At 38.1% G+C, this 17495-nt stretch carries 16 protein-coding genes; 8 read left to right on the plus strand and 8 right to left on the minus strand.

The annotated features are described in order from the left end of the window. Positions 1-136: 136 nt before the first annotated feature. From LBQ60_12290 to vsr, 6 genes are all read left to right on the plus strand, one after another. Positions 137-1522, plus strand: a complete 1386-nt coding sequence (locus tag LBQ60_12290) for a DUF3472 domain-containing protein (protein MDR2038694.1) — start codon at positions 137-139, stop codon at positions 1520-1522. Positions 1523-1940: 418 nt separating this feature from the next. Beyond that, positions 1941-3011 (plus strand): DNA cytosine methyltransferase, encoded by a 1071-nt coding sequence (locus tag LBQ60_12295; GenBank protein ID MDR2038695.1) that lies wholly within the window; start codon positions 1941-1943, stop codon positions 3009-3011. Between the two features lie 3 nt (positions 3012-3014). Further along, positions 3015-5234 (plus strand): ATP-binding protein, encoded by a 2220-nt coding sequence (locus LBQ60_12300; protein MDR2038696.1) that lies wholly within the window; start codon positions 3015-3017, stop codon positions 5232-5234. Positions 5235-5239: 5 nt separating this feature from the next. Beyond that, on the plus strand, positions 5240-5863 hold the full coding sequence (locus LBQ60_12305) for a hypothetical protein (GenBank protein MDR2038697.1): 624 nt from the start codon (positions 5240-5242) through the stop codon (positions 5861-5863). Next, positions 5856-6500, plus strand: coding sequence for a hypothetical protein (locus LBQ60_12310; protein ID MDR2038698.1), 645 nt, complete (start codon positions 5856-5858; stop codon positions 6498-6500). Before LBQ60_12305 ends, LBQ60_12310 begins: the two co-directional genes overlap by 8 nt. 7 nt (positions 6501-6507) lie before the next feature. Next, positions 6508-6927 carry a DNA mismatch endonuclease Vsr gene (vsr, locus tag LBQ60_12315; protein ID MDR2038699.1) on the plus strand — a complete coding sequence of 140 codons (420 nt, stop codon included), beginning with the start codon at positions 6508-6510 and terminating at the stop codon, positions 6925-6927. A 309-nt stretch (positions 6928-7236) separates the two neighbouring features. On the opposite strand, the gene LBQ60_12320 is transcribed toward vsr, so the two are convergent. The 6 genes from LBQ60_12320 to LBQ60_12345 form a co-directional block, all read right to left on the minus strand. Next, the gene (locus tag LBQ60_12320; GenBank protein ID MDR2038700.1) at positions 7237-9060 is read right to left on the minus strand and encodes a U32 family peptidase; all 1824 of its coding nucleotides are present in this window, start codon (positions 9058-9060) and stop codon (positions 7237-7239) included. Continuing rightward, a complete protein-coding gene (locus LBQ60_12325; protein ID MDR2038701.1) occupies positions 9057-9824 on the minus strand; it encodes a hypothetical protein in 768 nt (255 codons plus the stop codon). Before LBQ60_12325 ends, LBQ60_12320 begins: the two co-directional genes overlap by 4 nt. Before the next feature lie 215 nt (positions 9825-10039). Further along, positions 10040-10549: a hypothetical protein gene (locus tag LBQ60_12330; GenBank protein MDR2038702.1), complete on the minus strand. Its 510-nt coding sequence runs from the start codon at positions 10547-10549 to the stop codon at positions 10040-10042. Between the two features lie 11 nt (positions 10550-10560). Next, the gene (locus LBQ60_12335) at positions 10561-11343 is read right to left on the minus strand and encodes a DUF4296 domain-containing protein (GenBank protein MDR2038703.1); all 783 of its coding nucleotides are present in this window, start codon (positions 11341-11343) and stop codon (positions 10561-10563) included. A gap of 31 nt (positions 11344-11374) precedes the next feature. Further along, on the minus strand, positions 11375-12334 hold the full coding sequence (locus LBQ60_12340; protein ID MDR2038704.1) for a ribose-phosphate pyrophosphokinase: 960 nt from the start codon (positions 12332-12334) through the stop codon (positions 11375-11377). A 114-nt stretch (positions 12335-12448) separates the two neighbouring features. After that, entirely contained in the window at positions 12449-13372 is a 924-nt protein-coding gene (locus LBQ60_12345; protein ID MDR2038705.1) for a DMT family transporter, read from the minus strand. A gap of 377 nt (positions 13373-13749) precedes the next feature. Between LBQ60_12345 and LBQ60_12350 the strand changes: the two genes are divergently transcribed. After that, positions 13750-14109 (plus strand): DUF488 family protein, encoded by a 360-nt coding sequence (locus tag LBQ60_12350; GenBank protein ID MDR2038706.1) that lies wholly within the window; start codon positions 13750-13752, stop codon positions 14107-14109. A 76-nt stretch (positions 14110-14185) separates the two neighbouring features. Here the strand turns inward: LBQ60_12350 and LBQ60_12355 are convergent, their stop codons facing one another. Next, on the minus strand, positions 14186-14461 hold the full coding sequence (locus LBQ60_12355; GenBank protein ID MDR2038707.1) for a zinc ribbon domain-containing protein: 276 nt from the start codon (positions 14459-14461) through the stop codon (positions 14186-14188). Positions 14462-14525: 64 nt separating this feature from the next. Then, a complete protein-coding gene (locus tag LBQ60_12360) occupies positions 14526-16151 on the minus strand; it encodes a glycoside hydrolase (protein ID MDR2038708.1) in 1626 nt (541 codons plus the stop codon). Positions 16152-16951: 800 nt separating this feature from the next. On the opposite strand from LBQ60_12360, the gene LBQ60_12365 reads away from it, so the two are divergent. Next, on the plus strand, positions 16952-17495 hold a 544-nt coding region (locus LBQ60_12365), incomplete at its 3' end, for a class I tRNA ligase family protein (GenBank protein MDR2038709.1).

Consider the following 17495-nt stretch of genomic DNA (forward strand, 5'->3'; position numbering starts at 1 on the left):
CTCCGTCGAAAATTAATTCAACCATGAAATAGCCATGAACATTACTGTTCACTCACCGTAATGATTATCTATGGCGTATTTAGCTCCGCTGAGCCCTTCAGGGTTCATCTGACCTTAAAAATTAAATTATAAACAGATGAAAAATATAATAAGTACAGCAGTTATTGTTCTGTTAATAGCGATGTTATCCAGTTGTGACCATCTGTCATCTCAGGAAAAAAAGGCCATGCAGGACACCAGTCCGAAAATAGAAATAGGGCTGGAAGGAAATGCATACATCACCGATACCCTTCCTGTGGTTCGCCCTCAGCGCCGGAGGAATGATTCCGGACAATCCCGGGAGTATTCACAGGTGATGACACCGGGTAGAACGGTATCCGTATTTTTCCGGGTAAATGCCATTGGAGATATGCATGTTTATCTGAGAGGTAAGGCAGGTAAAAAAGCCCAATTAAATGTAACAGTTGCAGAAGTCTCAAATACGATCCGGGTTGATACGGTAAAGTCGGATATTTTTGCCGGTACTTTCAAAATTGAAAAAGAAGGTTACCAGCGGGTGGATATCTTCCGTCCGGACACCGATACGACAAATCGTGTCGATTTCTATGAACTCATTGTGAACGGTAATGCTGTAAACGATCAACCCATCAATTATGTATATGATTTCAGTACGCATTTTGGTCGCCGGGGGCCATCCACACACATCAGGCACCAGCTTCCCGAAGTTCCCACGGAATATTTTTATAGTGAAGTCACTATTCCTAAGGGGAATGATGTGATAGGGTCTTATTTTATGGCCAACGGGTTCGGACAGGGCTATTTTGGGATACAGGTCAATTCGCCTACCGAACGCAGGGTGTTGTTCTCTGTGTGGAGTCCTTATGTTACAGATCATCCTGGTGAAATTCCCGATGACCAGAAGGTAGTTTATTTGCGCAGGGGAGAAAATGTAAGAGGTTCCGAATTCGGAGGAGAAGGATCCGGTGGACAGAGTTTCATGGTATTTCCATGGAAAGTTGAGACTACTTACAGGTTTCTCACCCGGATAAGACCTGACGGCAAAGGAAACACGGAGTACACCGGGTATTTTTATGATCCGGATAGTGACGAATGGCTGCTCCTGGCTTGTTTCCGCAGGCCCAAAACCAATACTTATTATACCAATGCATACTCTTTCCTTGAAAATTTCAGTACCAACACAGGATGGATCACCCGCAAAGGTTATTATGGTAATCAATGGGCTTATGGAACAGATAAACAGTGGCGGGAACTGACCGAGGTGACTTTTACGTATGATGCTACCGCAAGGGCGGAAAAACGGATGGATTATAAAGGCGGACTTGACGGGGATAAGTTTTTCATGCAGAATTGCGGGTTCTTTGATGACAATACCCCCCTGAATTCCAAATTTACACGGCCTGCCAAAGGAATAGCTCCGGTAATTGATTTCGATGCACTTGAGAAAATACCGGGTGTCCCGGTAACCAATAAGGAAAATGCCGGCCGTCGGGGACGAAGGTAATAACATCCAAAACGAAAATATATCAGCCGTTTCTGATCATTTCAGAAACGGCTGAAGTATTTTTTTACGGCAACTAATCTTAGTGCTTGAAGGTGTGTCAAAAGTACATTTTCAAGTGGAACGGCGAAGCCCTCACGCAAGTAATTACAAATTATTTTCATGAGCTCGCAAGCTCGATTCCGTTTAACTGATTCATGGGGCTGAAGAACGGGTAATGGTTATTTTAAATAGGGTTAAAGATAGAGGGCAAGCCCTTTCAGGTGATGAATTTACAGACTTTGATTTTAGGAAATATTTTAGGGAATCATTATGTAGCACCAATTTTTTTAAAGCTATATCTTTAATGAAAACGAGGAAGTTATCTACGTTCTACAGAAAATATATATATTTGCATCTTAGGAAATTTGTATCTTTAGATATGGCTAAAAAAAAGGATTTTGCTGTTGTGGATCTATTTTGCGGAATTGGCGGACTTACGCATGGTTTTGTGAAAGAGCACTTTAATGTGTCTGCTGGCGTTGATTTTGATGAGACTTGTCGTTATGCTTATGAAGTAAATAATAAAGCACAATTTGTTTATAAAGACGTAACAAAATTAACTGCTACAGAACTAAATAGCCTATATCCTAAAAATAAACGGAAAATTCTCGTTGGGTGTGCTCCTTGCCAACCATTTTCGATATTTAATTATAAAAACAACAATAATGCCGAGAAACAAGCGGAGGATACTAAGTGGAAACTGCTTTACTCATTCGCTGATTTAATTGAGGCGACACAACCAGAGATAATTTCAATGGAAAATGTGCCACAGCTACGAAATTTCAATGGAGGTAAAGTATTTGGCGACTTTGTTAAACGATTAGAAAAAAATGGCTTCAAAATATCATATGGAATTTATAACGCTCAAGATTATGGTGTACCACAACGCCGAAAGCGTCTCATCTTATTAGCCTCTAAATATTCCAAATTTGAATTGATTCCGCCTACTCATAAAGACAACTATATGACTGTTCAGCAGGCGATAGGACATTTACCTGAAATAAAAGATGGTGAACATTCTGAAACTGATTTTCTACATTATGCCCGAAAACTAACAGATCTTAGCAGAAAAAGAATTAAAGCCACTCCGGAAGGAGGTGGTTGGCAAGACTGGGATGAAAGCTTGCTTTTAGAGTGCCACAAAAAAGAGGGAGGGCAAATGTATAGAAGCGTATATGGAAGAATGTCGAGAAATGATGTCGCTCCTACTATGACAACTTATTGTATAGGATTAAATAATGGTAGATTTGGACATCCACAGCAAAATAGAGCCATATCTTTACGTGAAGCCGCTATTTTGCAATCATTCCCTGACAACTATGATTTAGTAGATCCTAATGCAGTGTTTAAAATGCAAGTTCTTGCTCGTCAAATAGGAAATGCTGTCCCTGTCGGACTGGGGCAAGCTATAGCGAAAAGTATAGAAAAATACATAAAGACTATTAACTAACTAATGGATAATCCAGAACGAAATATACTAAAGTGGAGATTTGATGTCAGCACATTCAGACTGATTGGTCGAGAATTGATAACTGATCGTATCACAGCTTTGTTTGAATTAGTTAAAAACAGCTATGATGCAAATTCAACGCGTGTCGATGTTATTTTCGAAACCATATCATCTATCAATCCTTATAGTAAAATAACCATTAAAGATAATGGTTATGGGATGGAATTTGAAGATATTCGTGATAAATGGATGGTTATAGGAACGTCAAGTAAACGCAAAGAACCATATTCACCCGAACCTTTCAATCGCAGATGTGTCGGAGAAAAAGGAATCGGTCGTTTTGCTGTTGATAAACTTGGCGATAAAGTCAATATTATTACTAAAAAAATAGGGACAAACCAAAAACTGAACGTTGAAATAGATTGGAATAAATATGAAACCTCTTTTCAGCAGCAGAATAAAGACGAACAAGTTGGAAATACTACAGAACTCAAAGAAAAGAGTTTAAAGATAAAAGATGAAACGCAAAAATCTTTGATAATTACGGAAGAAGATTCCCAAGATAAAATTATCCTTTTTACAGATATTGAAAATAAATATCAATATGAAGATGCTAAAACCGATGAACAAGGTACTACTTTAGAGATTTCAGGTATTCGAGAAGTTTGGACTAAAAACGACATAGATAGACTATATAAAGAATTAACAAAACTTGTATCTCCTTTCTATCCTTTGAATCCTCCATTCGATATTTATATCAAATCAAACGAATATGATACTTATAAACAAGATACAATTGTAAAAGTTGATACTACACAATATGCCTCACATTCTGCGAATATTGGTTTTGATTTAAATAATAATATACAAGAAGAGCTTTATTTTGACGAAATCAATGGAGAAATAAAGAAACGTAAGGTACAAGCCAAATCGTTCGGACTTATTTCAATGCAATTATATTATTTTGATGCATCTGCAAAGAAACGATATAAGGCAAAATATAAAAACGATGAAACTCGTATAGATGGAGTTAAAATTTATAGAGATGGTTTAATTACTACTCCATTTGCAGAGTTTGAAGAACACCCGGATAAAAAGAGAGACATTTTAGGTATTGATAAACGTCTTTGGAGAGATATTTTTAATCGCTTGAGCACAAGAGATATTATAGGTGTTATTGATATAACAAAAGAGAGAAATCCTCAAATTATTGATGCAACGAATCGACAAGATTTTGTCGAAAACAATGAATACAAAAAATTAAAGCAATTTATAATTGATCAAATAGATGTTTTTTCAGATTTGCGTATTTATGAACGTGAAAAAGGAAAAATAACCGTTACTGAAGATCTAGAAAAGGCTAGTGAGGATGTAAAGGAATTCGTTAAGACTATTGAGATTTTAGAAAAAAATAATCCTACATTAAAACAAGAGCTTTCGCCTTTAAAAAAGCAAGCTAGACAAGTGGATTCTGCGGTTAAAAAGGGTGTATCAGAGCAGAAAAAAGCAGAAAAAGAATTCCTTCGCAAAGAAAATATCTATTTGAGTCTAATGTCTTTACAGGACTACGCAGCAAACATGTCTCATGCAGTTAGGACATCATTAGGTAAAATAAAAGATAAAGCGGAATTTTTCAAATTGCATTATCCTAATAGCGATCTTGAGGATTTTTTCAAATTATACTCGATTGAGATTTATGAAGAAATGACTATTCTAAATAAAGTTATCAACTATATGTTAAGCTATGCTGGCTCCAATATACCTTTTGATGATTTTGACGTAAAAAAGCTTATTGAAAACCTTTTTGCGGAATATCAATTCCGATTTAAAACCGAAGCCATAACACCTTCAATCGAAATAAGAGATAATTTCATTATCAATGCCAATAAACAATTTTTTGCAGATATATTTCAAAACTTAATAGACAATTCCATTAAAGCTTTAAAAGAGAAAAGCGATAAGAGAATCAAATGTTCAGGTTATATAGAAAACGATAGTTTTATTTTGTTTTTTTCAGACAATGGTGTCGGTATTAAAGACGGTGATAGAAAGAAAGTTTTTGAATTATATTACACATCAACAGCGGAGGATGGTGGTGCCGGGCTTGGCTTATTCATTGTAAAAACAAGAATAGAAGCCTTGAGAGGAACTGTTGAAGTGGTTGATAATGAGTTTTTACCAACAGGAACAACTGTAAAAATCACTTTGCCTTTTAAAAAGTAACAATTATGGGAGATTCAACTTTAAACATCATCGTTATAGATGATAATCTAAAAAAGACAGACCCACTATTAGTCCAATTACAATTAAATTTCAAGAATGCAAATATAATCTTAAAGGATAATGCAAAAGATGGATTAGAATATATACTCGATAATCTGAACAGCAAGATGATAGTATTATTAGATTATGATTTAGGGGCAGGAGAGCCTAATGGAACGGACATTTTTTTGAAGATAAGAGAAAAGACAGCTCTTTTATATGTGATTATCATTACGGCAAAACTTATTGATGAGATTCCAAATCAGGAATTAGTCACGTATATCAATAAAGATGCGTTAGCTGTAGTTGACAAAACTATATCTCTCGAAGATAAAATTGAACTGATTAAAGAAGCAATTCATACCCTAGATATTCGAGTAGACTGTGTCTTAGAACAATGGATTAACAAACATACTGAGGAGGAACAGAAAGAGCCGTTCTTAACCTCTTCATCAGGTAAAGAGCAAACACTCGCATCAATATTAACTGAAATTAGACAACGAACAGAATTTGGAAAAACACTGGAACGTAATATCTTGCTGTTAGCGATTGATTTATTAACAAGAGGAAAAAAGAAAATCAATGATTAACTTTATAATAGTCTCTGATGATCGCGACGACAACCTTGGAGTTTATTTTAATGATTGTAAAAATCAAATATTAGGTTTGTTAGAAGAACTAAAAGAATCATTGGAAGGATCAATAAATGAAATTTCTGGTAATCAGTGCAATTCAGCCTATATTGATTTGAAGGTGCCTACTTACCATCCTAATCCTTTCATCTTTATCGCTTATTCACATGGTAATGAATATGCGTTATGTAGCCAAGAAGATAATTATGTGGAGAAAGGTGCTAATACTCAGCATTTTACAAATTCGCTATTTTATACAACTGCTTGCTCGGCTGGAAAAGAACTTGGCCCACACTTAGTAGAACAAGGATGTCTTGCTTTTGTTGGTTATGAAAATGAAATAAATGCTTATAAAAAAGATGAACAAAAAGAAATTTCAAAAAATTGCGACAATGCAGGCATAGTATCATTTTTATCAGAAGACATTACTATTTACGAGTCATATAAAAGGATGAAGAATTATTACACACAACAAATAGATCGATTAGAAGACGTAAAGGATATGATGTTTGCAATGAACCTAATTCAGGCGAGAGAATCTTTAGTATGTCTAGGTGATAAGAATCTAAAGAAAGAAGACTTTTTTGTCGCATAAGACCAAAATGGATGTATTCTCTAAATCAAAGCGTTCCGACATTATGTCGAAGGTTTCCGGCAAAGATACAAAACCTGAAATATTAGTTAGAAAATATTTATTCTCTAAGGGATTCAGATATAGAAAGAATGTTAAGAACTTACCTGGAAAGCCAGATATTGTATTTCCAAAATACAAGACAATAGTGCTTATTCACGGTTGTTTTTGGCATGGTCACCATGGATGTGAAGCCGCAAAACTTCCTACATCCAACGTTGATTATTGGACAAAAAAAATATCTTCAAATGTAAAAAGGGATATTTATAATATACAATCGTTAGAAATTCTAGGATGGCATGTCATTGTTATTTGGGAATGCGAATTAAAGTCCTCAAATAAGGCTAATAGATTAGAACAGTTAGTTTGTGAACTAAAAGCACATCTTTGATTGCAGAATTTCTCTCTACGAAAACACCTACCTTTACACCATCACTTAAAGAGGAAAAGTCCTCTTTAATTTTACCCTAAAAATGGAGTGAGTAACGAGTGGAATACGCAATTTTCGATAGTTAAATACCACTGACAGCATACGGGTTAGATGGAGTACTCAAAATCCGCCAACGTTATTGTGCTGTTATCCAACCGTGAATGTTCGGCTTAATATGTAATTAACTTTGTTGAGAATGCTATATTAAGTTGGTTATGCCGGGTTAAAGGTTAAACCGTTGTTATGGAATTTTTGACAACATTGTATCTTTTAATCCTTGTTGTATATCTTCATCACACAAAGTTTACAATCGAACTGTATCCTGTATGTATTCTGTTGATCCTGTAGTAACAAAGGCTCTTTCCATTTTTGCTTGGCCTGTTGTTTGAACGGACAAAGCCCATATTGGTATTTGATGCAATGTTTCGTGACCATCAGCAATTTTCCACGGTAATCACTTTGTAACTCAAAAGCTTTTTCGGTGACTTCCACTCCGTATTTTTCATAAAATTTCCGGGCTTGCTGATTGGCTATGTTTGCCAGATAACCTACTTTCTTTTCAGGATAAGAAGCCAGTAGATCCGGTCTTTCTGCTTTTTTTGCATGATATATATCCATACGGATATTTTCTAATTTCAGGATTACCTGTCTGCGCATTTCATTCAATACTGCAGCCGGAATGAAATATCCGAAAGAAGGGGAGATGATCACGTTGGACAAAGAGAAAACGGTATTGCCCAATTTACCCAACTGTTTTTTGATCTGCGCCTGTGCCTGATGTATATCCTTTGCAGGAATTTTCTCTGTTTCAAAAGTATCATCGGTACGGTTTCCATCTTCATCTTCAACCATAACGGTATACCCGGTTTCATTTTCTTCCAGTTTAAAAGTGATACCGATCCGTCTGTCTGAAGAGTTCACAGAAAGCTGTTTTTCAAAACAAAAATCATTATTTCTGTATATTTCCGTCCCCATAGGGATGTCGACCGGCCTGGCAGGAAATATCTTGCCTCCTTCCACTTTATTCACCAATACACCCTGTATTCCTTTTTGAGGATGTATCCAGCACAATCCGTCCCCGTTACTTACCTGCAGTGGCGTATCTATGGTAAAATAAGAAGCATGCACCCTGTTTACTTTTCCCAGCTTTTCTCCCAACGACTTTTGAGTCTGTAAAGATGCCACTTTTTTCCTGCATCCTTTTACAAAATAATCGGTATACCCCCTGTTAAAGGTTTTATAGGGATTAGGTGTAAAATTAAAAATGGTTTTTCCGGATGAAGCAGGGTCATAGGCTTTTTTATTTTTAAAAACGGCATCCAGGTGCTGACGGTAAAATGCCGTAATGTTCTTAACATAATTGATATCTTTCAGACGGCCTTCAATTTTAAAAGAAGTAACGCCTGCCTCCAACAGGTCCGGTAAAAAATCCGACAGGTTAAGATCTTTCAGGGATAACAAACGGGCATCATTGATCAATGTGTTACCCGATGCATCCAATAAACGATAAGAAGAACGGCAGGGTTGGGCGCATGTTCCCCGGTTTCCACTCCGTCCGGTTATAGCATGACTCATATAGCATTGACCGCTGTATGAAACACACAAAGCGCCATGAACGAAACATTCCAGTTCTATACGGGTTTTAAGCCGTATCTCTCTGATTTCATCCAATGTCAGTTCACGTGCCAAAATGACACGTTGAAAACCGGTATCTTCAAGAAATTTAATTTTTTCAGGGGTGTGGTTATGGGTTTGTGTGCTGGCAAATAAAGGTAATGGTGGAAGATGGCACTGCATTAACCCCATATCCTGGATGATCAATGCATCAACACCTGCTTCATAAAGTTCCCATGCTAATGAAACGGCATTTTCTATTTCCTGGTCAAACAGGATCGTATTGATGGTAACATATGCTTTAGCCCTGTATAGATGAGCAAAGCGTACCAATTCGGCAATTTCGGGGATCGTATTGGCTGCTTCAGCCCTGGCGCCATAATATGATGCTCCTATATATACGGCATCAGCACCATGTAAAATGGCTGCTTTACCATATGCAACATTCTTTGCCGGTGATAAGAGCTCTATCGGTATCAATCTATGGGAGGAAAATCATCATCTTCCGACTCTATCTCCATATTGTTTTCCCTGGCTTCAAGGGCTTCCTTTATTTCACCTGCATCCAATTCCTTCATGTTGGTGACAATGAAATCATCCGACAGGAAATTGCCGAATTGATTACATTCTTCAATCCCTTCACGGAAAAGTTTGGTCAGGTCGGATGTGATGGGGACCACTACTCTCATGGTCGTATAATTAACCAGAAAATTCAGCTTTTCCAGTTCACTGTTGTAACGATTCAGGGCATATTCCATCTCATCGTGTACGATTTTTTGTTGGAAAGGCTGTAAGTCACCGCCTTCTTTATTGATCAGTACAACAAAATATCTTAGTTTGTGACCTTTTCCACCCAATCCTGTTGAAATAAACACCTGCCTCCGGTCAAGCAAATGACTTTCCAGTAAAAGTTTATTTTCCTGCAATGCCAACTGGGCCCATTCTTTTAATGATTCGTCGGGATTTTTTACGTACGCTTCTATTGTCCTGAATATTTCAGGGTTGGGGATTCCAGCCATCTGAACCAATAATGTTTCTTTTTCGCTGGTAGGTATATCTGGATTTAGCAAATCTTCCTTTCTTGCTAAAATATCTTCTTCTTTAATAGATCCACGCAACTTGCCGGATGCCTCAAAATATTTCATTTGGGTATTTACATCTACCGGCTCTTCCAAAAGGCTGAAATTATCTTGCAGGTTACCAAAGAAGTCCTGTATTTTTCTATATATATTTTCGTTATCCATATTGGTAAGCTTTAGATTTTAATAATGAAATCTTTCTTATAACCAAAGGTACATCATTATTTTGTTAATTTATATACTAAAATCGTACCAGTTTAAAGATATCAGTAAATATGACAGTTTCATTATATATTTCTTATCAAAACTGTCAGTTCAATATAAAAATTATACTGATTATGGTGTAAAATCTGAGAAAAATAATGGATGAAACTTATCATTTACCGGGCAGGAAACCGGTCAATGAGTATTTTTATTTTACTCAGTTCTGTTAAAAACAGCGGATCATAATTAACAGGTGAGATCAGGGAAACTCCCGGTTTTTTCCCTTTTTCAAAACTACCCTGCATCTTATCCAATCCCAAAGTTTTTGCAGCATCCCATGTTACCCGGTACAATAGCTGTTCCAGAGAGATATTAGGTACTGTTTGACAAATATCCTTTATCTTTTCAAATACATATAATTGTGTGTCCGTGGGCGTTTCGGTGTTTATGTATTTATCTACTGTTTTATCAAGAAGTGATCCGGATGATACATGATTTTGTTTACATACGTTGATCAGGCCGGGAATAAGGATCCCGTTGTAAAATTCTACTTTTTCGCGTTCTTTTAGACAACCCTTTGTATCAATGATATCTGTGATTGTTCCGGCATGATCCAGGCATATTATGCCCATTTTCATGGGTGGGGAAGTTACCGGAAATACAAAATGGGCTGATAGACGGCGCATACCCGAAGCTCTCAATCAAATTTCTGGGGAATATGATAGATAGAGATGTCTTTTATTTCGGCACGTTTACTCCAGGTCGAATCCAATATGTTCTTATCGCTGTGCAGCCAATTGCCTTTCAGATGGGTATAGCTATTTCCCGGCTGTAAGATCTGTTCCGTACTGTATTCGATCATCAGTCCGTCTTTTCGTATCGGAGCTACCCAGAATGTGTCACATATACCTAAGGCCGTGGTGTCGCTTCTCCACCAATACATACAGATCCTGGGATCTATGGAAGCATCTTCCGGATAAACCCGTATTTTCGCTTTGATGATATATTTTCCGATACCTTTCAGTAGGACATTTACGGCAACAGAATCCTGTTCCCCATCGGGAGGCAACTGTCGTATCCTATAGTATGTCCATAGTTCCTGGGGAAAATCAAGTTCATCGGAAACCAGTTTTTCCAGATCATTCAAACGGGCAATCACTTCGTCATATACACTCTGGTAATCTTTTGGGTGGGAACAATACCATGATACCGTACTGTCAAACTGTGTCCACTTATATCCGTATTTTTCGACAATATGGAGGTTGTATGGTATGGTGTCCATCCAACGGGCATCTGTGATCCCGATAGAGTTATAATATGCTTTTGAAAGATGCATATCCGTAAGGATATCCACAAATTTATCTTCGGGTATCCTGTATCTGTTTCCACAAGAGTCCAGTATAAAACAACCCAGCAACCACAAAACAACGTTCAGGAAGAAACGTTTCTTTACTATTATTGGTTTTGTCGTGTCCGGCATCTTGAAAAAGAACGGTTAGGTTGGCAATCAGTTAATCTTTAGGTATCCGTCTGTTATCAATAAAATTATCACTGATCGACTGATGTGTATATACTTTCTGGATGACATCTGCGAAAATATCGGCAACAGATAATACTTTGATTTTCGGATGTGGTATGATCAATGGAATTGTATCGGTTACTACCATTTCAACGATATGTGATTTTTTTATCCTGTCATAAGCAGGACCTGAAAGGACAGGATGTGTGCTGACCACCCTGACAGAATTAGCACCCAACTCGTGCATCAGGTCTGCGGCAAGAGTGATCGTTCCGGCAGTATCTACCATATCATCCACAATGACGACATCTTTGTTTTCCACATCGCCGATTACCTTCATTTCACTGATTTCATTGGCTTTTTTCCGTAGTTTATAGCAGATGGCCATTTCCACATTCAGGAAACGGGAATAGGCATTGGCGCGTTTGGTTCCACCTACATCAGGAGCTGCAATCACCATATTATCCAGATTCAGGCTTTTCAGGTATGGAACAAAGATAGGAGAAGCATATAGATGATCTACCGGAACATCAAAGAACCCCTGAATAGGATCCGCATGTAGATCCATAGTCATAACACGATCCACTCCGGCAGCACATAGCAGGTTAGCTACCAGTTTGGCACCGATGGCGCAACGTGGCCTGTCTTTGCGGTCCTGACGGGCATATCCGAAATAAGGCATTACAGCCACAATCTTATCAGCAGAAGCACGTTTGGCCGCATCAATCATCAAAAGCAATTCAAACAGGTTTTCAGCGGGTGGAAATGTGGATTGGATGATAAAAACAGCAGCGCCGCGGACAGACTCTTCATATGCCGGCTGGAATTCACCATCACTGAACCGAAGAATAGAGCATTTTCCTACATTGGAACCATAACTTTTGGCTATTTTTTCTGCAAGTTCCTGAGAACCGGAACCGGCAAATATTTTTATGGGATTGTCACTTGACATTGTGGTGTTTATGTAATTATTGGTGTGAAAATTATGTGACAAAGTTAGTAAAAAATGCCATTAAAAATTAATTGATACGGATATTTGAGGGGATATGAATTCTCAACAATAAAATTATCCGTTCTTCCCCGATTTCTCCGCTTCCATCTGGGCCCTGGATTTACTTTTATTTACGATGAATACACCTGTAAATACGAGTATTGCCGCACATGCTTTCACCCAGGTGAATGTATCCTGTAAAATGATAATGGCTACTATGGAGGCAACCAGTGGTTGTACATAATTATACATGCTCATGGTGGTGGGGCGTAACCGTTTTAGGCCTAAGGGGATCAAAAGGTACGGGATAAATGTACCGCCGACCAGTGCATAAGTTATTTGCAACCAAAGGCGGGTATCAAAATCAGGATAAGGATAATTGATTACTTCCCGTAAACCTGTCGGAGAAAGAAATAAAGTTGAGAAAAGAAATGTCCATTTCATCACCGTAACAGAGGAATAGCGTTGTACGATCGGTTTGGAAATAACCAGATATATGGCATATGAAAGACAACTGACTACACAGAGCAGGTCGCCTTGTATGCTTCCTGCACCTGTGGCTTTATTCGAAGCCGAGAGAATGAGTAACAAAGCACCTGTTGCGCCTACAAAAACACCTGTTACCTTGGTTGTTGTAATAGGTTCTTTTAATACGATGGCGGCAATGAGCATGACCAGCACCGGAACAGAGGTGGTGATGATGGATGCGTCGATCGGAGATGTCAGGGTCAAGCCGGCCACAAATGATAACTGGTTAAACACCAGACCAAACAATGCGCACAAAACCAACATACCATAATCCGATTTTTTCACAATGGGTTCTTTAGGTAGAAACAGCGAAAGCAACCAGAAGCAGATACAGGTAAATAGCGCGCGCAAAAAAGACCACCCAAATGGTCCGATGTCTGTTGATAAGATAGCCTTTGAAATTGGGATATTTAATCCGAAAAGGATATTGGTGACCAGGACAATCAAATGTCCCTTTAATTTTTCGTTCACGTAAAGAATGTTTTGAAGCGGCAATTTTAGTCATATTTTCTATAGGATCAAAAATTGATCTTATATATGATAATTGATTATTTTATATTGAATGTTGATAAGGTGTAGTAAATCAGTGTTATATGATTGGTTTTATGTAGATGATTTATTGAACTTTACATAATAAGAAAAAGACAGTTAATTGTTCTGTTGGAATTTATTCGTGTTTTTACGAATACGCAAAAAGGCAAATTGTTAGTATTTCTATTTCAAAATATAGTGAAAGGCGAGAACAGAGCCAAGTTTACTTGAGTTATGCCTAGGCGCATCCTATATTCTAAAATTATAACTACATTGCAACAGTTATATTTTCGGTATTAAATAAATACTTATAATACATGACACAGATCAAGATCAAGAGAGTATACGATCCTGAAGAAACATCGGATGGATTCAGGATATTGGTAGACAAACTATGGCCCAGGGGGATTAAAAAAGAAAACCTGCATTATGATTTATGGGCTAAAGATATCACCCCTTCCACGCCTTTAAGGGAATGGTATCATGAAGACCCTGGGACCCGATGGTCCGGATTCAGGGAAGAATATACCCATGAGTTGGAAGCATCATCTGCAATGACAGATTTTGTTAATCAGGTAAAGGAACAGAAAACAATCACATTATTGTATGCATCAAAAAATGCTGCTGAAAATCATGCTCAGATCCTGCAGAAATATTTACAGAAAATATTGAAATGATTTCCTGATAATTGGTATCATGCAGTTTTTAATATTCGTCTCCTACATTGTAGGAGACGAATATTAAAAATAAGGTTTAATTATTATTCCAGCGTTTGAGTGTCGGAAAATAAGTTTTCATTTGTTCCCGGGCTTCTTCTTTGGTTACTTTTTGTTCGGCATCCTTGTTGTATTCATCGAGATAGTCCAGATTGATTTCGATCATCTCGTCCATGCTTATATCGTTAGTAAACGACCCATCTTTGAAACAATAGGAGCAATATTCATTGTTGGAACTTCCATCAGCATTGGTCCCAAAATCTACTGCTTCTTTTAAAGGCATTCCGCAACTTTGACAAATTTTTTCTTCCATTTTTATTGTTTTTAGTGAATAAATTTAGGTTTTTGAGTCATCGATAAATAATGCTTTTTACCATTTATCGTTGAAAAATTTCCGGATATTTCCGGATAAAATACACCGGAGTACAACTCCATGCATGACAATAACTGTTTATCGGGAAAAATTTGTATGGAGATAAAAAGTCATTGTTCGGATCATATACTTCCCAAAAAGTATCTGCACCTTTGGTTACCATACCACCCCAGTATTTCACCAGGTAATCCTTGGCCTCCTGTTCCATGCCACAGGCAATCATTGCCTCTATCAGGAAATGGGTACCATAAGGAGAGCCGGGATATACGGCTTCCGGCATCGACATCACCGTCCGGAGTGCTTTCTGGGATTCCGATTTATTGGTAACGCCCCCCAGGATCATCCATATTTGTGACATATAGGAAACCTGTTGTTGTTTTCCGCTAAGAAAAATACCTCGTTTGATATCGAAGAAATTCTTTTTTGCCACCTTCGTCAATTGTTTGACTAAACCGGGTATTTCAGCTACTTCTTTTTCTTTACCCAGTATTTTGGCCAGCTCATAAGTGTCTTTAAATGTTTTTACAAACAAACCCTGTAAGGCAGCCCGTTTATCCAGACCTTCCCGCCAGTCAAAAAATATCCAGATCGGTTTGTTGTTGTATAACAGGTCATCACCGATATATGTTTTAGCTACCTCGATCTGTTTCTGAGCTACCGGCCAGAGATCTAACGCTGTTTCTTTATCACCTGTTGTTTTCAGGTAATCCAGTAACGAAACATTCCATAACAGTGCATAATCCAGGATATGTTGCCCGGTCTGTGGATGTGGTTCGGGAATGTCATATACCGTAGCATGCAGGAATCCGTTCGGAGCAGCCAGTCCGGCTAACAAATACAGGCAACGTTTTGTCAGGCTGTGATTCTTGTATGAATAGGTATTGGCAAGGGCTTCCAGGTACAGGTCCCCGATCCATAACCGGAGATCCCGTTTAGGACCGTCTTCATATACCGTCTGCATGCATTCTTTTAATGTTGTCAGGCCAACCCGGTCAATATCGGCAATGGCAGCAGGGGTAGTTGCGGCCAGTTTTCCGGGTGTTCCTGTTGCTGATGTAGTGGCTTTTACTTCCATTCCGGATATCCTAAAATTAAATGAAGAATGTGCCAGCATCTCGATTTTTACATACCTGAAAGACAATCTTCTCGGTATGGAGATCTTGTTGGGGATATAATCAATAGTTACAACTTCATCCTGAAGCCAGGCCCTGCTCAATCCACCCGGATAAGGATCAAATGGGGTAGCCAGCTCTGCCGGAACTTCCCCGAAAGTAAATTTAAACCGGACGGGAGCGTCTGAGTCTGAACTTCCTAGAAGATCGAAAGTACAGGAAAAATGACCGGTGATATGTTCCCCAAAGTCGACAATCACACCGGATTGTTCTTTGATTGACCGGCCATATAATTCGTCAATATTTCCGGCATTCAGCATTTCCCATCCCTGAAACGCGCTTTTATTCTCGTTCAGTCTTACCAATCGGACCGGATGCTTGATGGTTTCCGATAATGTCGGCTTACTGGCTTCCGCTTTTCGCAGCCATTCCGCTCGTTGTTCTTTTGTATAAGCATCCTGAGCCTCTATAGGTATCACTAGGGTCAATAAAAGAAAAATAAGTAAATTCGATTTCATTTGTTTGGCAATTTATCTGTTAATACAACTTCCTACGTTCTAAAAGTAGGTAAAAATAGTCATAATATTTTTTTAATTACGAATTACGAATGATGAATTACGGGCAACAGATGAGAAAATGTTTTTTTTCATTTTCATTAAATGAATATATACAGTAGTTCGTTCATTTTTGACAATATGGGTTTTTGTATTGAATATCAGGTTGTCAGTTGATTGATGGAAATGAATCGCATTGCATAAGTTGCCGAATATGAATGCTATGTGCTTTTTAATCTATAGTTAAATTGTGCGATTCAAGGATTGAATAAAGGAGGTCTGAAAGACCTCAATGTGAATAACCGTGGGTGAACTGCAGCTCACGACCATCGGGAGTAAACCCATTGAAAAAACGGACAATATGTTACGGCGTCTCCAAATAGGGGGCGAATACCATAATTTACGCCGTTTACCCCGTTACCTTTGGTGAACCCTTCGGGTTTCGGGGACATAAAGGAAGGTGATCTTCCAGCCGCGGATGCAACCCATGGTTATTATTCGCAATGCTCATGAGAATTCTTACGCTAAGTTCATATTCAATCCCTTCGGGATATCCGATAAAATCGCAACATTCATTTCAACCCCTGATTCACATAAATTATTAATAATTATGGCGATTGCAATGTATATATTTTAAGCATCTGGATAGAATGGCTAAAAAGTCATTCATTCTCCATTCTCCATTTTTCATTCTCCATTTTCTCTTCCATTGTCAACTGACCAATAATCCGTATCTTTGTATGTTTTTTCAAAAAATAACCTTGATGCAAACTAAATTTCCCGAATACAAAGGATTGGATCTTTCCCGGATCAATAAAGACGTGTTGGAAAGATGGACCAACGAACACACATTTGAACAAAGTCTTACCATACGTGAAGGAAAACCCGGTTTTGTCTTTTATGAAGGGCCGCCGTCAGCTAACGGAATGCCTGGTATTCATCATGTGATGGCACGTGCCATTAAAGACATTTTTTGTAGGTATAAAACGCAAAAAGGGTTTCATGTAAAAAGGAAAGCCGGGTGGGATACCCACGGTTTACCTGTTGAGCTTAGTGTTGAAAAAGCGCTCGGTATTACCAAGGAAGATATTGGAAAAACCATTTCGGTAGAAGAATACAATGCTGCCTGCCGTAAAGAAGTGATGAAATATACGCGTGAATGGGAAGATCTTACCCGGAAAATGGGTTACTGGGTGGATATGAGCGATCCGTACATCACTTATGACAATCGTTACATAGAAACTTTGTGGTGGTTACTCAATGAATTATATCAGAAGGGATTATTGTACAAAGGATACACTATTCAGC

The sequence above is a fragment of the Bacteroidales bacterium genome (assembly GCA_031275285.1).
Lineage (GTDB): Bacteria > Bacteroidota > Bacteroidia > Bacteroidales > UBA4181 > JAIRLS01.

Bases quoted from the DNA above. Each gene is read 5' to 3' on its own strand.
- LBQ60_12360 (MDR2038708.1), bottom strand. From the start codon at position 16,151: ATGAAATCGAATTTACTTATTTTTCTTTTATTGACCCTAGTGATACCT.
- LBQ60_12325 (MDR2038701.1), bottom strand. From the start codon at position 9,824: ATGGATAACGAAAATATATATAGAAAAATACAGGACTTCTTTGGTAAC.
- LBQ60_12355 (MDR2038707.1), bottom strand. From the start codon at position 14,461: ATGGAAGAAAAAATTTGTCAAAGTTGCGGAATGCCTTTAAAAGAAGCA.
- vsr (MDR2038699.1), top strand. From the start codon at position 6,508: ATGGATGTATTCTCTAAATCAAAGCGTTCCGACATTATGTCGAAGGTT.
- LBQ60_12335 (MDR2038703.1), bottom strand. From the start codon at position 11,343: ATGCCGGACACGACAAAACCAATAATAGTAAAGAAACGTTTCTTCCTG.
- LBQ60_12330 (MDR2038702.1), bottom strand. From the start codon at position 10,549: ATGCGCCGTCTATCAGCCCATTTTGTATTTCCGGTAACTTCCCCACCC.
- LBQ60_12290 (MDR2038694.1), top strand. From the start codon at position 137: ATGAAAAATATAATAAGTACAGCAGTTATTGTTCTGTTAATAGCGATG.
- LBQ60_12300 (MDR2038696.1), top strand. From the start codon at position 3,015: ATGGATAATCCAGAACGAAATATACTAAAGTGGAGATTTGATGTCAGC.
- LBQ60_12310 (MDR2038698.1), top strand. From the start codon at position 5,856: ATGATTAACTTTATAATAGTCTCTGATGATCGCGACGACAACCTTGGA.
- LBQ60_12305 (MDR2038697.1), top strand. From the start codon at position 5,240: ATGGGAGATTCAACTTTAAACATCATCGTTATAGATGATAATCTAAAA.
- LBQ60_12295 (MDR2038695.1), top strand. From the start codon at position 1,941: ATGGCTAAAAAAAAGGATTTTGCTGTTGTGGATCTATTTTGCGGAATT.
- LBQ60_12350 (MDR2038706.1), top strand. From the start codon at position 13,750: ATGACACAGATCAAGATCAAGAGAGTATACGATCCTGAAGAAACATCG.
- LBQ60_12340 (MDR2038704.1), bottom strand. From the start codon at position 12,334: ATGTCAAGTGACAATCCCATAAAAATATTTGCCGGTTCCGGTTCTCAG.